This window comes from Streptomyces sp. NPDC001914 (assembly GCF_042891215.1).
Taxonomy (GTDB): Bacteria; Actinomycetota; Actinomycetes; order Streptomycetales; family Streptomycetaceae; genus Streptomyces.
Map to the genome: position 1 here is coordinate 119,581 of NZ_JBIASW010000002.1, position 21,142 is coordinate 140,722.

Below are 21,142 nucleotides of genomic sequence, written 5' to 3' on the forward strand. Positions count from 1 at the left end.
CCCACTCCCATGACCACGACGACACCGACGCGCGGCCGTCGGCGGGCCCCCTCCAAGCTGGAGCGGGCCGCCGGGAAGGCCGCGGCGCTGCAGAAACCCCGTGTCATCCTCGCCCTGACACTCCTCCTGGCCCTGATCAGCGTCATGCTCCTCGACGGCTATCTGCGCTCGGAGATCGGCAACGACGCCCGGGTGCGCGACGGCGCGGCCTACGACAAGGTCCCCCAGAAGATCCTCGACGGCGGCCCCATCCTGACGTTCGCCGACGGCGTCGCGAAGACGCAGTCCGTGCCGAAGAAGACCATCGTGCTCACCTTCGACGACGGGCCGACCCCCGACTGGACGCCCCAGGTCCTGAAGGTCCTGGAGAAGAACGACGTCGACGCCACGTTCTTCGTGGTCGGCTCGATGGTCTCCCGCTACCCCGACGTGGTGAAGAAGCTGGTGAACCAGGGCAACGAGGTCGGCATCCACACCTTCACCCACGTCGATCTCTCCTACCAGAGCACCGCGCGTCTCCAACGCGAACTGAAGCAGACGCAGTTGGCGCTCGCGGGCGCCGCCGGAGTCCAGACCACGCTGTTCCGTGCCCCGTACTCCTCGGAGATCAGCGCCGTCGACAACTACAGCTGGCCCGTCTACAAGGAACTCGGCGGCCTCGGCTACACGAGCGTCTTCGTCGACACCGACAGCGACGACTGGAAGAAGCCGGGCGTCTCGAAGATCGTCCAGTGGGCGACGCCGAAGAAGAACGAGGGCGCCATCGTCCTCATGCACGACGCGGGCGGCGACCGCTCGCAGACGGTCGAGGCGCTCGACACGTACATCAAGAAGATGAAAGCGAAGGGCTACACCTTCACCACGGTCAGCGGCGCCCAGGCGGAACTGAACCGGGCGGCGGCCGCGCGGGACGGGTCCGGGGCGGCGGCGGGCCGGGGCGGGTCCCGGTCCGGGGACACCGCGGCGGGCGGCGGTCCGGCGGGGGAGGCCCTCGCGAACGCCGAAGCGCAGTCGGGCCAGCGCAGGGCGACCGGCGCGACGCTCTACGAGGGCAAGGCGCTCGTCTACGCCGTGGCCGTCGCCGAATGGGTCGTACCGGCGCTGTCCTGGTTCCTCGTGGTCGTCGGCGTCGCCGTCATGGGGCGGTTCGCGATGATGCTGGTCCTCGCCCGCCGGCACCACCGGCAGCGCAACCGCAACCGCGGCCGCAGAGGCGGCCGGGGCGGGAAGTTCAGCTGGGGGCCGACGGTCACCCGGCCGGTGAGCGTGATCGTGCCCGCGTACAACGAGAAGGAATGCATCGCCAACACCCTGAGGTCACTGGCGAAGAGCACGCATCCGATCGAGATCATCGTGGTCGACGACGGTTCCGAGGACGACACGTCGGAGATCGCCGCGTCGCTCGGCATGCCGAACGTCCGGGTCATCAGGCAGGAGAACGCCGGCAAGCCCGCCGCGCTCAACAACGGCGTCCGGCACGCCCGTCACGACCTCGTCGTGATGATGGACGGCGACACCGTCTTCGAGCCGGACGCCGTGCACCAGCTCGTGCAGCCCTTCGCCGACCCGGAGATCGGGGCGGTCGCGGGCAACGCCAAGGTCGGCAACCGCGACACCGTGATCGGTGCCTGGCAGCACATCGAGTACGTGATGGGCTTCAACCTCGACCGCCGCATGTACGACCTGCTGCGCTGCATGCCCACCATCCCCGGCGCCATCGGCGCGTTCCGCCGGGACGCGGTGCTGGAGGTCGGCGGCATGAGCGAGGACACGCTGGCCGAGGACACCGACATCACCATCGCCATGCACCGCGCGGGATGGCGGGTCGTCTACCAGGAGCACGCCAAGGCCTGGACGGAGGCGCCGGGTTCGCTCAAACAGCTCTGGTCGCAGCGCTACCGCTGGTCGTACGGCACCATGCAGGCGCTCTGGAAGCACCGCAAGTCCCTGACGGACAAGGGTCCTTCGGGCCGCTTCGGGCGGGTGGGCATGCCGCTGGTGGTGCTCTTCCAGATCGTCACACCGGTCTTCGCGCCGCTCATCGACGTGTTCACCGCCTACTCGATGATCTTCGTGGACTTCCGGGCCGCGTTGCTCGCCTGGCTCGCCGTGCTCGCGGTCCAACTGATCTGCGCGGCCTACGCGTTCCGGCTCGACGGTGAGAAGTACCGCTACCTCGCGATGCTGCCGCTGCAGCAACTCGCCTACCGCCAGATGATGTACCTGGTCCTGATCCACTCCTGCGTCACGGCCCTGACCGGCGGCCGCCTGCGCTGGCAGAAGCTCAAGCGCACGGGCGAGGTCGGAACCCCGGCAGGGGCGAGCCGATGACCTGGGGCGCGGAGCAGCAGGGGCAGGGGCAGGGGTACGGACAGGGTTCCGAGGGCGGCTACGGTCTCGGGTACGGCCAGGGCCAGGGGTACGACGGCGGGTACGGCTACGACGCCGGGTACGGCTACGACGCCGGGTACGGGGTCCCGTACGACCAGACGGTGTCGTACGAGCAGCCCACGGCGTACGAGCAGTCCACGACGTACGGGCGGCCGGAGCCGTACGAGGAGCCGTGGCCGCACGTTCCCGAGCCGGAGGAGCCTGCCCGGACGGCGACGGCGACGGCGACGGCGGAGACGGAGGCGGAGGCGACGGCGATTGAGCCGGAGGCGGTGGCGGCGGCTGCGGTCGCACCGGCCCCCGCCCCGTCCCCGTCCCGCACGAGGGGAGCCGGGGGCGGCCGCGACCGCTACTTCGACGCACTCCGGGCCGTCGCCCTGGTCCGTGTCGTCACGTACCACACCTTCGGCTGGGCCTGGGCCGGACTGGTCTTCCCGTCGATGGGCGTGATGTTCGCGCTCGCCGGCACGCTGATGGCCAAGTCGCTGGAGCGCCCGGCTCTCCAGGTGGTCCGCGGCCGGATGCGGCGCCTGCTGCCGCCGTTCTGGTTCTGGGGCCTCTTCGTCGTGGTGGCGATGCTGATACACGGCTGGATGCCGGGATGGCAGATCGTCTTCTGGGTCGTCCCGGTCGGCGACCCTCCCGGCAACCAGTGGGGCGAGCAGGCCTGGGAGATCCTCTGGTACCTGCGCACGTACCTCTGGTTCGTGCTGCTCTCGCCCCTGCTGCTGAACGTCTTCCGCAAGGCCCCGGCACCGGTGCTGCTCCTCTCGCTCGTCCCGATCGTGGTCCTCCGGTACGGGTGGCAGCCCCCGGACGGCCGCCTCGGCAGCGCGCTGACGGACCTCGCCACCTATCTCTTCTGCTGGCTCCTCGGCTTCGCCCACCGCGAGGGCGTGCTCCAGCGGCTGAAGCCGGCCGCGGTGGTCCTCGCCTCGGCGGCGGCCCTCGCGTACGGCGGCTGGTACGCCCTCGCGCACCAGGCGGAGTACGGCACGTACGACCTCGACGACATCCCTCTCGCCCAGGCCTTCTGGTCGGCGGGCTTCGTGACACCGCTGATGTACTTCAAGGCCTACTACGACGTCGACTTCGCCTGGCTGGCGCGCTTCAGGCGGCTCGACCGCGCGGTGACGGTCTTCAACGGCCGGGCGGTGACGATCTACCTCTGGCACGAGATAGCGCTGATCCTGGCCGTCCCGCTGATCGACCAGTTCTGGAAGGTGCCGGCCTTCGAGAAATGGCTGCCGCTGGAGAGCCAGTGGTTCATGTTCGGTGTCGGCTGGGCGCTGATCTGGATCGCGATACCGCTGGTCGGCTGGGTCGAGGACGTGGCCGCCCGGAAGCGGCCCCGGCTGCTGCCGTAGCGGCCCGAAGGGTGAACCTCACCCCGGTTGGCCGTGTGTGGACGCCTACAACGAGCCTGGTGCGATCTTGGTCACGAGCATGAGGGAAACCCCCACAGAGAGGCTGACGTTTCCTCATGCGTCGTTCCCTGCTCGCCGCGTCCACCGCGGCGACCGCCCTCACCGCCGCCCTGTCGCTGGCCATGAACACACCCGCGGCCGCCGGAGCCGGTCCCGGCCACGACCCCGAGCCCTGGGTGAAGCGCAGCGCGGTGATGCGCGCGAATCCCAAGGACTTCCATTCGCTGTGCAGAAGACAGAAGGACGGCGTGCCCGAGCGCCGCACCTTCCCGCTCTTCGAGCACCAGAAGGGCTTCACGGCGATCGAGGACTTCAAGCGCCAGGAGCCGGACGGCACGGTGTTCTGGTCCGGCCACGACCCGAGGCACCCGGAGAACACGATCTCCGTGTCGATCATCGGAGCGTGCACGGCCGGGCCGGTCACCCTGTCCGGCGAGATCGAGGCGGGCTTCCGCCAGTACCTCTACAAGCCGGTGCCCAAGCGGCCGGGCAGGTACCTGCTGCAGGAGATCGACACCCTGAAGCTGCCCCCGAGCGGCCAGGGCGTGGACACCGTGACCGTGCCGCCGACCAGGTCGGTCAAGCCGTACAAGCCGGGTCTGCGGATCGCCACCCCCGACAATCCGGCGGCCATCGACATCGTCGTCGCCTACACCCCGGCCACCGTCACCGAACTCGGCTCCACCGCCGCCGTGCAGAGCCGCATCCGGTACGGCGTGAACCAGCTCAACAGGGCCCTCGCGACCAGCCAGGTGCCGGCCAGCGTGCACGTCGTGAACACGTACGAGACCGCGGCGACCGGCGTGGCCCGTGAGAACGCCGGAACCCTGCTGAGCATGATCAGCAACCCCCTGAACGTGACCCTCGGAGCCCCGGCCGCCGCCCAGCGGCTCGCGTACAGCGCCGACCTGGTGGCGCTCATCGCCTCCATCCCGGCCGAGGACAGTTCGGGGCAGGCCAACCTGCCCACCCCGGCGGGCCCGGGGACCAGCAACAACGCGTTCTCGGTCACCAGCGCCTTCTCCATCACGGCGTGGGAGAACCTCGCGCACGAGATCGGCCACAACTTCGGTCTCAAGCACGACCGCAAGACGGTGGTGTCCCAGGGCGGCACGACCCCCGTCGGCACCGACAACTACGGGTGGGTCACCGCCGACCAGCGGCACCACACGATCATGGCCTACTCCAGCGCCTGCACTCAGCCGTGCGCGGTCGTCAACCAGTACTCCAACACCGTGAACCTGCTGAACGGCCAGGCTCTCGGCGACGAGAACAACAACAACGCCGCCAACGCGACCAGGGCCGCCGAGTTCCTGGCGAACTACCGGACCTCCCAGGTCACCAACCGGGTCTCCCTCACCATGACCTCCTCCCCGCCCGCCGGGGGCAGTCTCAACCCGAGCGAGTACGGCCCGTACGACCCCGGCACGCAGGTCACCGTCACCGCCGATGTGAGCCCCGGCTTCCGGCTCGTCGGCTGGGACGTCGACGGTGTGCGCCAGGCGGACACCACGACGAACTACACGATCACCATGAACGCCAACCACACCCTCAACGCGGTGTTCGAAGAGATCCCCTAGCCCACGCGGTAGTACCGGGCGCCCCGGCCCCGGCGGCAGCGCCGTACCCTCCCCGGTTCACGGGGCGGGTGCGGCGCTGTCCTCGTACACGGGAACGGAGGCCCGTTCCCGGCCGGGCGCCGGAGAGCCGTCGGGCCCCTGCTGCCACAATGGGGACCGTGATCCGCGCATCCCTGGACAAGAAGCCGCACGAAGTCGCCTCGATGTTCGACGACGTGGCGGAACGGTACGACCTGACGAACGACCTGCTGTCGCTCGGCCAGGACCGGGCGTGGCGCAAGGAGGTCGCCAAGGCGGTCGACGCGCGCCCCGCGCAGAAGATCCTGGACCTCGCGGCCGGCACCGCGACCTCGTCGCTCCCCTTCGCCCGCACCGGCGCGTACGTCGTCCCCTGCGACTTCTCCCTCGGGATGCTCCTTGTCGGCAAGCGCAACCACCCCTGGCTGCCGCTGACCGCGGGTGACGCGACCAGGCTGCCCTTCAAGGACGACACGTTCGACGCCGTCACGATCTCCTTCGGACTGCGCAACGTGCAGGACACCGACACCGCGCTGCGCGAGCTGTACCGCGTGACCAAGCCGGGCGGGCGTGTCGTGATCTGCGAGTTCTCGCACCCCACCTGGGCGCCGTTCCGGACGGTCTACACCGAGTACCTGATGCGCGCGCTGCCCCCGGTCGCGCGCGCCGCCTCCTCCAACCCCGACGCGTACGTCTATCTCGCCGAGTCCATCCGCGCCTGGCCGACCCAGCCGGAGCTGGCCCAGCGGCTGATCGGGGCCGGCTGGTCGAAGGTGGCCTGGCGCAACCTGACGGGCGGCATCGTCGCCCTCCACCGGGGTTACAAGGTCTGACCCCGCCCAGCGCCCCGGGGAGCTCCGGGACCGGCTACCTGAGGACCACGAACGGGTCGCCGGGAAGGTCGAGTTCGCGCCGCAGCCCGCCCGACGGCGGGCGGGGCGGACGGGGCTCGCGCACCCCGGCGCCGCCCTCCGCGTCCCCGAGGTCGAACCACACCGTGACGACGGCTCCGCGCGGCACCTCGGCCCCGGGCTGCGGAAATTGCCGTACGACGTAGTCGACGACCGTCCGATGGAAATCGGGCCGGTCGGGCGCGGCGAGCAGAACACCGCGAGCCTCTGCCGTCTCACGCGCGTCCACGGCCATCAGACCGACGAGCCGCGGCACGCGCACTTCGGGTGTCTTGGGTGTTATGCGCACAGACGTCACCCCCAGCGGTACCGGAAGGGTAAGCCTCGCCCGTGCCCTTCCGGAAGCCATGAGAAGACGCGCGGGACCTCGGCGCGGGGCCGGTTCCGGCGGCCGTCACAGGGCCAGCCGGTAGCGGTGGCCCTCCTGCCGCGACGAGGGCAGCGTGAACCGCTCGGCGAGCTCCATGCCCAGCCGTCTCGTGACCGCGATGGAACGGGTGTTGCCCGCGTTGACCATGGCGACGACGTCCGTGACGCCCGCCGCGCGGACCCGCTCCAGCGTGGTGCGCGCCGCCGCCGTGACGTACCCCTTGCCCCAGTGCTCCCGCCCCAGCCGCCAGCCGATCTCGATCTTCCCGGCCGGTCCCCAGGCGTGCGGCCAGGGCTGCGCGCCCGTGAAGCCGAGAACCTCGTCCCCGGGACCGACCATCGTCCACAGGCAGAACCCGTGCTCCGCGTCGTGCCGCCGCTGGCGCGCCGTGAGTTCCTCGTAGACGGACCGCTCGGCCGCGCGGCCCCCGTGGAACTCCATGACCTCGGGATCGTCGAAGACCCGGTGCCAGGCGAGAGCGTCCTCGTCGGTGGGGACGCGCAGTCGTACAGCGGGGAGAGCTCGGTTCACGGGGCAGCCCTTCAGCCGGGTGATCGGTACCGCTGCATAGACTGCCCATGTCCAGTGCCCGTCGGCACGTTGATTTCGAGCCTTGGGGAGACCCAGCCGTGACCGAGCCCCAGCCCCTCTCCGAGAACACCGCCGACGTCATCGTCGTCGGGGCCGGGCCAGCCGGCTCCACCACCGCCTACTACCTGGCGAAGGCGGGGCTCGACGTCCTGCTCCTGGAGAAGACGGCCTTCCCGCGCGAGAAGGTCTGCGGTGACGGGCTGACCCCGCGCGCGACCAAGCAGCTCGTGTCGATGGGCATCGACATCTCCGAGGAGGCCGGCTGGCTCCGCAACAAGGGCCTGCGCATCATCGGCGGCGGTGTACGCCTCCAGCTCGACTGGCCGGATCTCGCCTCCTTCCCCGACTACGGCCTCGTGCGCAAGCGGGACGACTTCGACGAGCAGCTCGCGCGCCAGGCGCAGAAGGCGGGCGCGCGGCTGTACGAGCGCTGCAACGTCGGCGCCCCGATCCTCGACGAGCGCACCGGCCGGATCACCGGCGTGCACGCCAAGCTGGGCGACGCCGACTCCAAGGAGAAGCGGGAGGTGACCTTCCACGCCCCGCTGGTGGTGGCGGCGGACGGCAACTCCACCCGCCTCTCCCTCGCGATGGGCCTGCACCGCCGCGAGGACCGCCCGATGGGCGTCGCCGTCCGTACGTACTTCACCTCGCCGCGCCACGACGACGACTACCTGGAGTCGTGGCTGGAGCTGTGGGACCGCCGGGGCGCCGAGGACCGTCTGCTGCCCGGTTACGGGTGGATCTTCGGCATGGGCGACGGCACCTCGAACGTCGGTCTCGGTGTCCTCAACACCTCCGACTCCTTCAAGGAGCTCGACTGGCGCGAGGTCCTGAAGGCCTGGTGCGCCTCGATGCCGGAGGACTGGGGCTACACGCCCGAGAACATGACCGGCCCGATCCGCGGCGCGGCCCTCCCGATGGCCTTCAACCGTCAACCGCACTACACCAAGGGCCTGCTGCTGGTGGGTGACGCCGGCGGTCTGGTGAACCCCTTCAACGGCGAGGGCATCGCCTACGCCATGGAGTCCGGCCAGATCGCGGCCGACGTCATCGTCCAGGCCCACGCCCGCGCCACCCCCGGCCAGCGCGAACTGGCGCTGCACCGCTACCCGCGCGTCCTGAAGGACACCTACGGCGGCTACTACACCCTCGGTCGCGCCTTCGTGAAGCTCATCGGCAACCCGAAGGTCATGAAGATCGCCACGCAGCGGGGTCTGACCCACCCGATGCTGATGAAGTTCACCCTCAAGATGCTCGCGAACCTCACCGACCCGACGGGCGGCGACGCGATGGACCGCATCATCAACGGCCTCTCGAAGGTCGCCCCGAAGGCCTGACCGCGCGAGCCGCCCTGGGGCGCGCGAGCCGCCCCGGGGCACCGGGGCGGGCTCCCGGGCACCGGGGCGGCTCCAGGCCACTGGAGGCGCCTTCGGACGCCGCCGGCACCGGAACAGCCCGAAGGACCGCTCCCCGCACAGGAAGCGGTCCTTCGGCGTTCACCCGTGGGTCAGAGCACGCGCACCGCGCCCGTGGCCGGGTAGCCCGAGAGGTCCTGGATCACGACGCCCTTGGAGGGGTTGGCCGCGTCGAGGTACTGCCCGTCACCGATGTACACACCGACGTGGTAGGCCGAACCCGCCGAACCCCAGTACAGAATGTCTCCGACCTGGACATTGGACAGGGAAACCGGCGTACCGGACACCGACTGGTCCTGAGAGACACGCGGCAGGTCGACGCCGACCTGCTTGAACGCCGCCTGCACCAGACCGGAGCAGTCCCACGCGTTGGGTCCGGTGCCGCCCATGACGTACGCGTCGCCGACCTGAGCCTTGAGGAAGGCGATGACGGTCGCGACACTGCCGCTGGCCGGGGCCGAGACGTTCGTGGACGCGCTCGCCGACAGGACGGTCCGCGCCGAGGAGCGCGAGACGGCCTCGGCCGCCGCGGCCTTGCGCGCGGCTTCGGCCTTCTTCTTGGCCTCCGCCTTCTTCTTGGCGTCGGCCAGGTCGGCCTTGGCCTGCTTGGCCGCCTTGGCGGCCGCCGCGTCACGCTCCGCCTGGAGCTGGTAGTCGGCCGCGGCCTGCTGGGTCGCGTCCGCGGACTGCGCGACCTGGTTGGCCAGGTCGGCCGTCAGGGTCGGCAGCTCCATGGTCTGCGTGACGGACTCGGCGGCGCTCGCCGAACCCGCGGCCGCGGCCACGGCGAGGGTGCTGAGGACGCCACCGGCAACTCCGGCGCGCATCGCGAGCGACGGAGCGTTGCGACGGGGCTTCCGGTGGCTTCGTATGTGTGCGGTGTGGGACATGGGTACTAGCGGTACCAGGGGCTCCTCCATACCTTCAAGAAACGTGTGGTGCGCCACAGTTGTTCAATCGGCCGCCGAATTCGTCGCCCGTCACTCTTTATTGACGCCGTAACGGGCATTGCGGACACTGTCCATCAGGCCCGTGATCATGGCCTTTCAGTATTACGTCCGAATTGCCCGCCACCTACCACCGGTTGAAGAGGATGGCCAAGCCCGGCTTATCTGACCCATAGGTAGATGTGGCGCAGGTCACGGAACGGTCACCCGGGCCCTCGCGTCCCGCGCGTGAACCCTCCTCGCCCCCGCGTCGCCCGCGCTCGTGAACGCGTGCACGTGTCCACATCGGTCCCCTTGGTCCCCCCGAAGTGTGAACGCGGTCCACTATCAAGGGGGTGCGTCCAAGGCGAATTTGCATGCGGCGGAAGTCTCTTGATATTGAGACGACCCCCTGGGCCTGCGGAGATGAGCGAAAATGTCACGTCTGGTGATCGACCTGACGCTTCGCGTGTGAAGATCACTGCTCATCCGACTTCATGATCGTTCGTCAGGTGGTGGAGATCACAAAGCTAAGGCAATACCCCGTGTCGCAGATCACAGACCGCCGGGCATAAGATGCGAGGCAGTTGGGCTTGTGACCTGCTTCACATGTCCGTGATCTTCGCCGGGACGGGTGGGGTTCGCGGTGCTGACGAGGCAGGGGTGCGGGCCCGCCGAAACCGCCACCAGTCAGTGCCGACTGAGAGGAGCGAGGAGCGTGAACGCGTATGCGCCGATCCTCGTACTGGGAGCCCTCGGGGCAGGCTTTGCGATCTTCTCCGTGGTCATGGCCACGCTGATCGGTCCGAAGCGGTACAACCGCGCCAAACTCGACGCCTACGAGTGCGGCATCGAGCCGACCCCCACGCCGGTCGGCGGCGGGCGTTTTCCCATCAAGTACTACCTGACGGCGATGCTCTTCATCGTCTTCGACATCGAGATCGTCTTCCTCTACCCCTGGGCCGTCACCTTCGACGCCCTGGGTGTTTTCGGGCTCGTGGAGATGCTGCTCTTCGTGCTCACCGTCTTCGTCGCCTACGCGTACGTATGGCGGCGCGGCGGCCTGGAATGGGACTGAGGGGCCTTAGGACATGGGACTCGAAGAAAAGCTGCCGAGCGGATTCCTGCTGACGACCGTCGAGCAGGCCGCGGGCTGGGTGCGCAAGGCGTCCGTCTTCCCCGCGACATTCGGACTCGCCTGCTGTGCCATCGAGATGATGACCACCGGCGCCGGGCGCTACGACCTGGCGCGCTTCGGTATGGAGGTCTTCCGCGGGTCACCGCGCCAGGCCGACCTGATGATCGTGGCCGGCCGGGTGAGCCAGAAGATGGCGCCGGTGCTGCGGCAGGTCTACGACCAGATGCCCAACCCCAAGTGGGTCATCTCCATGGGGGTTTGTGCGTCATCGGGCGGAATGTTCAACAACTACGCCATTGTGCAGGGAGTTGACCACATCGTCCCGGTCGACATCTATTTGCCCGGATGTCCGCCGCGGCCCGAGATGCTGATGGACGCGATTCTCAAGCTCCACCAGAAGATCCAGACCTCCAAGCTCGGCGTGAACGCCGAGGAGGCGGCCCGCGAGGCGGAGGAAGCGGCGCTCAAGGCGCTTCCCACCATCGAGATGAAGGGCCTGCTGCGGTGAGCGAAGCGAACGGCAACGGGGTCAACCCCGAGAAGGACCTGAGCGCGTCCAACCTTCCCGGCCAGCGGGGCGATAGGGGCGAGGAGATCCGCGTCCAGCGCGGCATGTTCGGCGCCAACAACGGCGGCGACACCTCCGGCTACGGCGGCCTGGTCCGCTCGATCCGGCTGCCCGGCGCGGCCACCCGCCCCTACGGCGGCTGGTTCGACGAGGTGGCCGACGAACTGGAGGGCGCCCTGGAGGAACAGGGACTCGTCCCCGAGAACGTCATCGACAAGACGGTCGTCGACCGCGACGAGATCACCTTCCACGTCGAACGCGAGTACCTGCTCCCCGTCGCCCAGACCCTGCGCGACGACCCGGCCCTGCGGTTCGAACTGTGCACCGGCGTCTCCGGCGTCCACCACCCGCAGGACAAGGGCCGCGAGCTGCATGCCGTCTACCACCTGCGCTCGATCACCCACAACCGGCTGATCCGGCTGGAGGTCAGCGCCCCGGACGCGGACCCGCACGTCCCCTCGCTCGTCACCGTGTACCCGACGAACGACTGGCACGAGCGCGAGACGTACGACTTCTTCGGCCTGATCTTCGACGGCCACCCCGCGCTGACGCGGATCATGATGCCGGACGACTGGCAGGGCTTCCCGCAGCGCAAGGACTATCCCCTCGGCGGCATTCCCGTCGAGTACAAGGGCGCCCAGATCCCGGCTCCGGACCAGCGGAGGTCGTACTCATGAGCACGCAGACCCCTTCCGGGGCATCGGCCGCCTCTCCCCGTGAGACGACCGAGGGCACCGTATATACGGTCACCGGCGGCGACTGGGACGAGATCGCCCAGTCCGCGGCCAAGTCCGACGACGAGCGCATCATCGTCAACATGGGCCCGCAGCACCCGTCCACGCACGGCGTGCTCCGGCTCATCCTGGAGATCGACGGCGAGACCGTCACCGAGGCCCGCTGCGGCATCGGCTACCTCCACACGGGCATCGAGAAGAACCTCGAGTTCCGCACGTGGACCCAGGGCACCACGTTCGTGACGCGCATGGACTATCTGACGCCGTTCTTCAACGAGACGGCCTACTGTCTCGGCGTCGAGAAGCTCCTCGGGATCACCGACCAGATCCCCGACCGCGCCTCGATCATCCGCGTGCTCCTCATGGAGCTGAACCGGCTCTCCTCGCACCTGGTGTGCATCGCCACCGGCGGCATGGAGCTGGGCGCCACGACGATCATGATCTACGGCTTCCGTGACCGTGAGCTCATCCTCGACATCTACGAGCTGATCACGGGCCTGCGGATGAACCACGCGTTCGTCCGTCCCGGCGGACTGGCCCAGGACCTGCCCCCGGGCGCGGTGGACCAGATCCGCGAGTTCGTGAAGAAGATGACGAAGAACCTTCCCGAGTACGACAAGCTCGCCACCGGGAACCCCATCTTCAAGGCCCGTATGCAGGACGTCGGCTATCTCGACCTGGCCGGCTGCATGGCCCTCGGCGCCACCGGCCCGATCCTGCGCTCGGCCGGCCTGCCGCACGACCTGCGCAAGTCCCAGCCCTACTGCGGCTACGAGACCTACGACTTCGAGGTCCCGACCGCCGACACCTGCGACTCCTACGGGCGCTTCCTGATCCGCCTGGAGGAGATGCGCCAGTCGCTGCGGATCATCGAGCAGTGCCTGGACCGGCTCCAGCCCGGCCCGGTCATGGTCGCCGACAAGAAGATCGCCTGGCCCGCCCAGCTCGCGCTCGGCCCCGACGGTCTCGGCAACTCGCTCGACCACATCAAGAAGATCATGGGCACCTCCATGGAGGCCCTCATCCACCACTTCAAGCTGGTGACCGAGGGCTTCCGCGTCCCGCCGGGACAGGCGTACGCGGCGGTCGAGTCGCCCAAGGGCGAGCTCGGGGTGCACGTCGTCTCCGACGGAGGCACCCGCCCCTACCGGGTCCACTTCCGCGACCCGTCCTTCACCAACCTGCAGGCCATGGCGGCGATGTGCGAGGGCGGCCAGGTGGCCGACGTCATCGTCGCCGTCGCGTCCATCGACCCCGTGATGGGAGGCGTCGACCGGTGACCACCACCCCCGAGGGCGTCAGCCTGGGCATGCCCCAACTGCCCGCGCCCGACTACCCGGCCGACGTCCGGGCCCGGCTGGAGGCGGACGCGCGCGAGATCATCGCCCGCTACCCCGACTCCCGCTCGGCACTCCTTCCGTTGCTGCATCTCGTGCAGTCGCAGGAGGGCCATGTCACGCGCACCGGACAGCGGTTCTGCGCGGAGGTACTGGGCCTGACGACGGCCGAGGTCGCCGCCGTCGCGACCTTCTACTCGATGTACCGGCGCAAGCCGAGCGGCGACTACCAGGTGGGTGTCTGCACCAACACCCTGTGTGCCGTCATGGGCGGCGACGCCATCTTCGAGGCCCTTCAGGACCACCTGGGCGTCGGCAACGGAGAGACCACCGGTGACGGAAAGGTCACCCTGGAGCACATCGAGTGCAACGCGGCCTGCGACTTCGCTCCGGTCGTGATGGTCAACTGGGAGTTCTTCGACAACCAGACCGTGGACTCCGCCAAGCGTCTCGTCGACGACCTGCGCGCGGGCGCGGACGTCGAGCCGACCCGCGGCGCGCGGCTGTGCACCTTCAAGGAGACCGCCCGGATCCTGGCGGGCTTCCCCGACGAGCGCGAGGGCGCGGTGGAGGCCGGCGGCAGCGCGGGCCACGCCTCCCTGGTGGGGCTGCGCCTGGCCAAGGGCGAGAGCGCCCCCGCGCGCGTGGTGCATCCGCGGGGCGGAGGAGCACCTCAGAACCAGCGGCCCGCCGAGCACCAGAGCTCGCACGACGCGCCGCAGGACACGTCGGCCTCCGACCCGTCCCACCCGGCGGGTCCTGTGGCAGAGGAGGGGGAGTGATGACCTTGGCAGCCGAAATCAACGAGACAAGTCCGGAAAAGCTGCTCGCACCCGTGCTGTCGGCCTTCTGGGACGAGGACAGGTCCTGGTCGCTGGACGTCTACCGGAGGCACGAGGGGTACGAGGGCCTGCGCAAGGCACTCGCCATGTCACCGGACGACCTGATCGCGTACGTCAAGGACTCCGGGCTGCGGGGCCGCGGCGGCGCCGGCTTCCCGACCGGAATGAAATGGCAGTTCATTCCCCAGGGGGACGGCAAACCTCACTATCTAGTTGTCAACGCCGACGAATCGGAGCCGGGAACCTGCAAGGACATCCCGCTCCTCTTCGCGAACCCGCACAGCCTCATCGAGGGCATTGTGATCGCGTGCTACGCCATCCGGTCTTCGCATGCCTTCATCTATCTCCGCGGTGAAGTCGTCCCCGTATTGCGGCGGTTGCACGAGGCCGTACGTGAGGCCTACGCGGCGGGCTACCTCGGCGAGAACATCCTGGGCAGCGGACTCGACCTCCAGCTCACCGTGCACGCGGGCGCGGGCGCGTACATCTGCGGTGAGGAGACCGCGCTGCTCGACTCGCTCGAAGGCCGCCGTGGTCAACCGCGGCTCCGTCCCCCTTTCCCTGCTGTCGCGGGCCTTTATGCGTGTCCAACTGTTGTGAACAACGTCGAATCGATCGCGTCAGTTCCCGCAATTCTCCACAAAGGCAAGGAATGGTTCAGGTCGATGGGCAGCGAGAAGTCTCCGGGCTTCACGCTCTACTCGCTCAGCGGCCACGTCGCCAGCCCCGGCCAGTACGAGGCGCCCCTCGGCATCACCCTGCGTCAGCTCCTCGACATGAGCGGCGGGATGCGCCCCGGCCACCGGCTGAAGTTCTGGACCCCGGGCGGCTCCTCGACCCCGATGTTCACCGACGAGCACCTCGACGTCCCTCTTGACTACGAAGGAGTGGGCGCCGCGGGTTCCATGCTCGGCACGAAAGCACTCCAGTGCTTCGACGAGACGACCTGCGTCGTCCGCGCCGTCACCCGCTGGACCGAGTTCTACGCCCACGAGTCCTGCGGCAAGTGCACGCCGTGCCGCGAAGGAACGTACTGGCTCGTGCAGTTGCTCCGCGACATCGAGGCCGGCAAGGGCGTCATGTCCGACCTCGACAAGCTGAACGACATCGCCGACAACATCAACGGCAAGTCCTTCTGCGCCCTCGGCGACGGTGCCGCCTCGCCGATCTTCTCCTCGCTCAAGTACTTCCGCGAGGAGTACGAGCAGCACATCACGGGCCGCGGCTGCCCCTTCGACCCCGCCAGGTCCACGGTCTGGGCGGACAAGCACACGGAGGTGAACGCATGACAGTGACCACCAGCGCTCCCTCCGGAGGCGGGGAAGCGGCGGTCCCGCCGGAGGACCTCGTCTCGGTGACGATCGACGGCGTCGAGATGAGCGTGCCCAAGGGCACCCTGGTCATCCGGGCCGCCGAACAGCTCGGCATCGAGATCCCCCGGTTCTGCGACCACCCGCTCCTCGACCCGGCCGGCGCCTGCCGCCAGTGCATCGTCGAGGTCGAGGGCCAGCGCAAGCCCATGGCGTCCTGCACGATCACCTGTACGGACGGGATGGTCGTCAAGACTCAACTCACCTCCCAGGTCGCGGAGAAGGCACAGCACGGTGTGATGGAGCTGCTGCTCATCAACCACCCGCTGGACTGCCCGGTCTGCGACAAGGGAGGCGAGTGCCCCCTGCAGAACCAGGCGATGTCGCACGGCAACGCCGAATCCCGCTTCGAGGGCAGGAAGCGGACGTACGAGAAGCCGGTCCCGATCTCCACCCAGGTGCTGCTCGACCGCGAGCGGTGCGTGCTGTGCGCCCGCTGCACCCGCTTCTCGAACCAGATCGCGGGCGACCCCATGATCGAACTGGTCGAGCGGGGCGCGCTCCAGCAGGTCGGCACCGGTGACGGCGACCCCTTCGAGTCGTACTTCTCCGGCAACACGATCCAGATCTGCCCGGTGGGCGCGCTCACGTCGGCGGCCTACCGCTTCCGCTCGCGCCCCTTCGACCTCATCTCCTCGCACTCCGTGTGCGAGCACTGCTCCGGCGGCTGTGCGACGCGCACCGACCACCGGCGCGGCAAGGTGATGCGGCGCCTCGCGGCGCCGGACCCCGAGGTCAACGAGGAATGGGTCTGCGACAAGGGCCGGTTCGGGTTCCGGTACGCGCAGCAGCGCGACCGCCTCGACACCCCGCTGGTCCGCAACGCCGACGGCGTCCTGGAGCCCGCTTCCTGGCCGGAGGCACTGGAGGCCGCCGCACAGGGACTGACCGCCGCCCGCGGCCGGGCCGGTGTCCTCACCGGCGGCCGGCTCACCGTGGAAGACGCCTACGCGTACAGCAAGTTCGCGCGCGTGGCCCTCGACACGAACGACATCGACTTCCGCGCGCGCGTGCACAGCTCCGAGGAGGCCGACTTCCTGGCCGCCCGGGTCGCCGGACGCGGCCGGGACCTCGACGGCACCGGCGTCACGTACACCGCTCTGGAGAAGGCGCCCGCCGTCCTGCTGGCGGGCTTCGAGTCGGAGGAGGAGGCGCCCGGCGTCTTCCTGCGGCTGCGCAAGGCGTGGCGCGGGCACGGGCAGAAGACCTTCTCCCTCGCCACGCACGCCACCCGCGGTCTGGAGAAGGCGGGCGGCACGCTGTTGCCGGCCGCGCCCGGCACCGAGACCGAGTGGCTGGACGCGCTCGCGAGCGGTGTCGGCCTGGAGGGCGACGGCGCGAAGGCCGCCGAGGCGCTGCGCGCCGAGGGCGCCGTGATCGTCGTCGGTGAGCGGCTGGCCTCCGTGGCCGGAGGGCTGACCGCCGCCGTGCGGACCGCCACCGCCACCGGAGCCCGCCTGGTGTGGATCCCGCGCCGGGCCGGGGAGCGCGGCGCGATCGAGGCCGGAGCGCTTCCGTCGCTGCTGCCGGGCGGGCGCCCGGCCACCGACCCGCGCGCGCGGGACGAGGTCGCCGCCGCCTGGGGCGTCTCCGAACTCCCGCACCGCTACGGCCGTGACACCGGCCAGATCGTGGAGGCCGCCGTCGGCGGCGAACTGCGCGCCCTGGTGGTGGCGGGTGTGGAGGTCGCCGACCTTCCCGACCCGGCACGCGCGCGTGAGGCACTGTCCGAGGTCGGCTTCCTCGTGTCGCTCGAACTGCGGCCCAGCGAGGTCACCGAGCAGGCGGACGTCGTTCTGCCGGTCGCCGCGGTCGCCGAGAAGGCCGGAAGCTTCCTCAACTGGGAAGGCAGGGTCCGTTCCTTCGAGGCCGCGCTCAAGCCCGACCAGATGACCCGGCGGCTCGCGCCCGCCGACGCGCGTGTCCTGCAGATGCTGGCCGACGCCATGGACGTCCACCTCGGGCTGCCGGACCTGCGCACCACGCGCGGGGAACTCGACCGGCTCGGCGCCTGGGACGGAGAGCGGGCCGGCGAACCCGCCGAGACCGGGGTGCAGATGCCCCGTCCGGACGCCGGGGAGGCCGTTCTGGCCGGACACCGGCTGCTGCTCGACCAGGGGCGTCTCCAGGAGGGCGACACCGCGCTCGCCGGGACCCGGCACGCCGCACACGCGCGCGTGTCGGCCGCCACCGCCGCCGAGGCCGGGGTCAAGGACGGCGACGTCCTCGCCGTGACCGGCCCCACGGGAGCGGTGGAACTCCCGCTGCAGATCACCGAGATGCCCGACCGCGTGGTCTGGCTCCCGCTGAACTCGACCGGAGGGGGCGTCGCCTCCGACACCGGGGCGCTGCCCGGCGCACTCGTCCGCATCGGCCCGGCGACGATCGCCGCCGAGGCCCCCAAGGAGGTGGAGGCATGACGCCGTACCTCGCCGCTGAAGACCTCTCGATGTTCGGCCACGACCCCTGGTGGCTGGTCGTCATCAAGGCGGTGTTCTGCTTCGCCTTCCTCATGGTGACCGTGCTCTTCTCGATCGTGTGGGAGCGCAAGGTCGTCGCCTGGATGCAGCTGCGCATCGGCCCCAACCGGCACGGGCCCTGGGGCATGCTCCAGTCGCTCGCCGACGGCGTGAAGCTGATGCTCAAGGAGGACCTCGTCGTCAAGCGCGCGGACAAGGTCGTCTACGTCCTCGCGCCGATCGTCGCGGCCATCCCGGCCTTCATGGCGATCGCCGTGATCCCCTTCGGGCCCGCGGACAACGAGATCTCGATCTTCGGCCAGCGCACCACGATGCAGCTCACCGACCTGCCGATCGCGATGCTCTACATCCTCGCGGTCGCCTCGGTGGGCATCTACGGGATCGTGCTCGCCGGCTGGAGCTCCGGATCGACCTACCCGCTGCTCGGCGGTCTGCGCTCCTGCGCCCAGATGATCTCGTACGAGATCGCCATGGGTGCCGCGTTCGCCTCCGTGTTCCTCTACTCCGGGTCGATGTCGACCTCGACGATCGTGGAGCAGCAGCAGGACCGCTGGTACATCATCCTGCTGCCGGTCTCGTTCCTGATCTACATCGTGACGATGATCGGCGAGACCAACCGGGCCCCGTTCGACATGCCGGAGTCCGAGGGCGACCTCGTCGGCGGCTTCAACACCGAGTACTCGTCGATCAAGTTCGCGCTGTTCATGCTCGCCGAGTACGTGAACATGGTGACGGTCTCGGCCGTGTCCACGACGCTCTTCCTCGGCGGCTGGCGCGCGCCCTGGCCGATCAGCAGCTTCTGGGAGGGCGCCAACCACGGCTGGTGGCCGATGCTCTGGTTCGTGGTGAAGGTGCAGCTCCTGCTGTTCTTCTTCATCTGGCTGCGCGGCACGCTGCCGCGCGTCCGCTACGACCAGCTCATGAAGCTCGGCTGGAAGGTGCTCATCCCGGTCTCCGTGGTGTGGCTGATGCTCGTCGCCACGGTCCGCACGCTCCGCAACGAGAACTACGACTTCGCGGACATCGCGTTGTACGTCGGCGGAGGCGTCCTCGTCCTGCTGCTGCTGTCGTTCGTGGCGGACATCTTCCGCGACAAGCAGGGCCGGGAGACGCCCGCCGAACCCGCCGCCTTCGACCCGATGGCCGGCGGATTCCCCGTGCCCCCGCTGCCCGGACAGGAGCTGCCGCCGGTACCGCGGCGCCGTCCGCGCCGCGAGCGGGAGCTGATTGTCAGTGGCGGGTCCGATACTGCGAGTGATGGACCGGTTACCGGATCTCGTGACGGAAAGGAGGGGTCCGATGGCTGAGGAGCCGAAGGAGACCAAGCCCGGTTTCCAGAACCCCGTCGCCGGTTTCGGCGTGACCTTCAAGGCCATGTTCAAGAAGCGGCTGACCGAGCAGTACCCGGAACAGCAGAAGACCACCGCGCCGCGGTTCCACGGCCGGCACCAGCTCAACCGCCATCCGGACGGCCTGGAGAAGTGCGTCGGCTGTGAGCTGTGCGCCTGGGCCTGTCCCGCGGACGCCATCTATGTGGAGGGCGCGGACAACACCGAGGAGGAGCGCTACTCCCCGGGCGAGCGCTACGGCCGCGTCTACCAGATCAACTACGCCCGCTGCATCCTGTGCGGCCTGTGCATCGAGGCGTGCCCCACGCGCGCGCTGACGATGACGAACGAGTTCGAGCTCGCGGACAGCAGCCGTGCCAACCTCATCTACACCAAGGAGCAGCTGCTCGCCGGACTCCAGGAAGGCATGGTCGACACCCCGCACTCGATCTTCCCGGGCACGGACGAGCAGGACTACTACCGAGGTCTGGTGACCGAGGCCGCGCCCGGCACCGAGCGCCAGGTGGCCGTCTCCAAGGGCGAGTTGCACCCCTCGGCGAGTCCGTCGGGCACGTCCGGCGGAGAGGGGGCGGAGGCATGACCGCCAACCTGGCCGCGTACTCGACCTCCACCGGGGAGGCCGTCCAGTTCTGGGTTCTCGGTACCGTCGCGGTGATCGGCGCCCTGTGCACCGTCTTCATGCGCAAGGCCGTGCACAGTGCGCTGTGCCTCGCCGGGACCATGATCGTCCTGGCGGTGTTCTACCTCGCCAACGGCGCCTACTTCCTCGGCATCGTCCAGGTCGTCGTCTACACCGGCGCGATCATGATGCTCTTCCTCTTCGTCGTCATGCTCGTCGGTGTCACCGCGGCGGACTCCCTGAAGGAGACCATCAAGGGACAGCGCTGGCTGGCCCTGCTCTGCGGAGCCGGCTTCGGCATCCTGCTGTTCGCCGGCATCGGCAACGCGTCCGTCCAGGACTTCGACGGCCTGGCGAAGGCGAACGCGAACGGCAACGTGGAGGGCCTCGCCGCCCTCATCTTCACGAAGTACGTGTTCGCCTTCGAGATCACCGGCGCCCTGCTCATCACGGCCACCGTCGGCGCCATGGTGCTCACGCACCGCGAGCGCACCGAGCGTGCCAGGACCCAGCGCGAGCTGTCCGAGCAGCGGGTGCGCGAGGGCAAGCACATTCCGCCGCTGCCGGCGCCGGGTGTCTACGCCCGGCACAACGCGGTGGACATCGCGGGCCTGCTCCCCGACGGCACTCCGTCCGAGCTGACCGTCAGCAAGACGCTGCGCGACCGCGGGCAGATCCGTGACGTGTCGGCCGACGCGCTGAAGGACCTCAAGGCGCTGGAGCAGCGCGCCGAGGAGCGCCTGGAGCGCACGAAGCCGGAGGAGGCGTCCAAGTGAATCCGGTCAACTACCTCTATCTCTCCGCTCTGTTGTTCACGATCGGCGCCACCGGTGTCCTGATCAGACGGAACGCGATCGTGGTGTTCATGTGCGTCGAGCTCATGCTCAACGCCTGCAACCTCGCCTTCGTCGTCTTCTCCCGGATGCACGGCAATCTCGACGGCCAGATCATCGCGTTCTTCACGATGGTCGTCGCCGCCGCGGAGGTCGTGGTCGGGCTCGCGATCATCGTGTCGCTGTTCCGTTCCCGCCACTCGGCCTCGGTCGACGACGCCAGCCTGATGAAGCTGTAAG

19 protein-coding genes are annotated in these 21,142 nt (G+C 69.3%); 16 read left to right on the forward strand and 3 right to left on the reverse strand.

Features of this window, described 5'->3' with window-relative positions; translation table 11 throughout:
* The first annotated feature begins 9 nt into the window (after positions 1 to 9).
* From ACFYYF_RS05555 to ACFYYF_RS05570, 4 genes are all read left to right on the forward strand, one after another.
* Complete coding sequence (locus tag ACFYYF_RS05555; RefSeq protein WP_388771808.1) at positions 10 to 2,331, forward strand: bifunctional polysaccharide deacetylase/glycosyltransferase family 2 protein; 2,322 nt, start codon at positions 10 to 12, stop codon at positions 2,329 to 2,331.
* A complete protein-coding gene (locus tag ACFYYF_RS05560) occupies positions 2,328 to 3,758 on the forward strand; it encodes an acyltransferase (RefSeq protein WP_388771810.1) in 1,431 nt (476 codons plus the stop codon). Before ACFYYF_RS05555 ends, ACFYYF_RS05560 begins: the two co-directional genes overlap by 4 nt.
* Positions 3,759 to 3,874: 116 nt before the next feature.
* On the forward strand, positions 3,875 to 5,398 hold the full coding sequence (locus ACFYYF_RS05565) for a reprolysin-like metallopeptidase (RefSeq protein WP_388771812.1): 1,524 nt from the start codon (positions 3,875 to 3,877) through the stop codon (positions 5,396 to 5,398).
* A gap of 158 nt (positions 5,399 to 5,556) precedes the next feature.
* The gene (locus ACFYYF_RS05570; protein WP_388771814.1) at positions 5,557 to 6,249 is read left to right on the forward strand and encodes a demethylmenaquinone methyltransferase; all 693 of its coding nucleotides are present in this window, start codon (positions 5,557 to 5,559) and stop codon (positions 6,247 to 6,249) included.
* Between the two features lie 34 nt (positions 6,250 to 6,283).
* Here ACFYYF_RS05570 and ACFYYF_RS05575 read toward each other — a convergent pair whose 3' ends face one another.
* Positions 6,284 to 6,616 (reverse strand): PASTA domain-containing protein, encoded by a 333-nt coding sequence (locus ACFYYF_RS05575; RefSeq protein ID WP_361676983.1) that lies wholly within the window; start codon positions 6,614 to 6,616, stop codon positions 6,284 to 6,286.
* Positions 6,617 to 6,721: 105 nt separating this feature from the next.
* Entirely contained in the window at positions 6,722 to 7,228 is a 507-nt protein-coding gene (locus ACFYYF_RS05580) for a GNAT family N-acetyltransferase (protein WP_388771817.1), read from the reverse strand.
* A 98-nt stretch (positions 7,229 to 7,326) separates the two neighbouring features.
* On the opposite strand from ACFYYF_RS05580, the gene ACFYYF_RS05585 reads away from it, so the two are divergent.
* Positions 7,327 to 8,628, forward strand: coding sequence for a geranylgeranyl reductase family protein (locus ACFYYF_RS05585; RefSeq protein ID WP_361676977.1), 1,302 nt, complete (start codon positions 7,327 to 7,329; stop codon positions 8,626 to 8,628).
* 170 nt (positions 8,629 to 8,798) lie between these two features.
* Here ACFYYF_RS05585 and ACFYYF_RS05590 read toward each other — a convergent pair whose 3' ends face one another.
* The gene (locus tag ACFYYF_RS05590) at positions 8,799 to 9,626 is read right to left on the reverse strand and encodes a C40 family peptidase (RefSeq protein WP_361676974.1); all 828 of its coding nucleotides are present in this window, start codon (positions 9,624 to 9,626) and stop codon (positions 8,799 to 8,801) included.
* A gap of 724 nt (positions 9,627 to 10,350) precedes the next feature.
* Between ACFYYF_RS05590 and ACFYYF_RS05595 the strand changes: the two genes are divergently transcribed.
* Genes ACFYYF_RS05595 through nuoK form a run of 11 tightly spaced genes read left to right on the forward strand, consistent with a single transcriptional unit; the run spans position 10,351 to position 21,141 of the window.
* Entirely contained in the window at positions 10,351 to 10,710 is a 360-nt protein-coding gene (locus ACFYYF_RS05595) for an NADH-quinone oxidoreductase subunit A (RefSeq protein WP_037627175.1), read from the forward strand.
* 13 nt (positions 10,711 to 10,723) lie between these two features.
* Positions 10,724 to 11,278, forward strand: a complete 555-nt coding sequence (locus ACFYYF_RS05600; protein WP_003998928.1) for an NADH-quinone oxidoreductase subunit B family protein — start codon at positions 10,724 to 10,726, stop codon at positions 11,276 to 11,278.
* Positions 11,275 to 12,015, forward strand: a complete 741-nt coding sequence (locus ACFYYF_RS05605; RefSeq protein ID WP_388771821.1) for an NADH-quinone oxidoreductase subunit C — start codon at positions 11,275 to 11,277, stop codon at positions 12,013 to 12,015. Before ACFYYF_RS05600 ends, ACFYYF_RS05605 begins: the two co-directional genes overlap by 4 nt.
* Entirely contained in the window at positions 12,012 to 13,352 is a 1,341-nt protein-coding gene (locus tag ACFYYF_RS05610; protein ID WP_388771823.1) for an NADH-quinone oxidoreductase subunit D, read from the forward strand. Before ACFYYF_RS05605 ends, ACFYYF_RS05610 begins: the two co-directional genes overlap by 4 nt.
* Positions 13,349 to 14,191, forward strand: a complete 843-nt coding sequence (gene nuoE / locus ACFYYF_RS05615; protein ID WP_361676968.1) for an NADH-quinone oxidoreductase subunit NuoE — start codon at positions 13,349 to 13,351, stop codon at positions 14,189 to 14,191. The genes ACFYYF_RS05610 and nuoE overlap by 4 nt, the downstream gene beginning before the upstream one ends.
* Positions 14,188 to 15,540 (forward strand): NADH-quinone oxidoreductase subunit NuoF, encoded by a 1,353-nt coding sequence (gene nuoF, locus ACFYYF_RS05620; RefSeq protein ID WP_339130853.1) that lies wholly within the window; start codon positions 14,188 to 14,190, stop codon positions 15,538 to 15,540. Before nuoE ends, nuoF begins: the two co-directional genes overlap by 4 nt.
* Positions 15,537 to 18,041 carry an NADH-quinone oxidoreductase subunit G gene (locus ACFYYF_RS05625; RefSeq protein ID WP_388771825.1) on the forward strand — a complete coding sequence of 835 codons (2,505 nt, stop codon included), beginning with the start codon at positions 15,537 to 15,539 and terminating at the stop codon, positions 18,039 to 18,041. Before nuoF ends, ACFYYF_RS05625 begins: the two co-directional genes overlap by 4 nt.
* On the forward strand, positions 18,038 to 19,408 hold the full coding sequence (gene nuoH / locus ACFYYF_RS05630) for an NADH-quinone oxidoreductase subunit NuoH (RefSeq protein WP_361676959.1): 1,371 nt from the start codon (positions 18,038 to 18,040) through the stop codon (positions 19,406 to 19,408). Before ACFYYF_RS05625 ends, nuoH begins: the two co-directional genes overlap by 4 nt.
* Positions 19,401 to 20,030 (forward strand): NADH-quinone oxidoreductase subunit NuoI, encoded by a 630-nt coding sequence (gene nuoI, locus ACFYYF_RS05635; RefSeq protein ID WP_388771827.1) that lies wholly within the window; start codon positions 19,401 to 19,403, stop codon positions 20,028 to 20,030. Before nuoH ends, nuoI begins: the two co-directional genes overlap by 8 nt.
* Positions 20,027 to 20,845, forward strand: a complete 819-nt coding sequence (locus ACFYYF_RS05640; RefSeq protein WP_355761885.1) for an NADH-quinone oxidoreductase subunit J — start codon at positions 20,027 to 20,029, stop codon at positions 20,843 to 20,845. The genes nuoI and ACFYYF_RS05640 overlap by 4 nt, the downstream gene beginning before the upstream one ends.
* Positions 20,842 to 21,141 carry an NADH-quinone oxidoreductase subunit NuoK gene (nuoK, locus tag ACFYYF_RS05645; protein ID WP_054232157.1) on the forward strand — a complete coding sequence of 100 codons (300 nt, stop codon included), beginning with the start codon at positions 20,842 to 20,844 and terminating at the stop codon, positions 21,139 to 21,141. The genes ACFYYF_RS05640 and nuoK overlap by 4 nt, the downstream gene beginning before the upstream one ends.
* Position 21,142 lies beyond the last annotated feature (1 nt).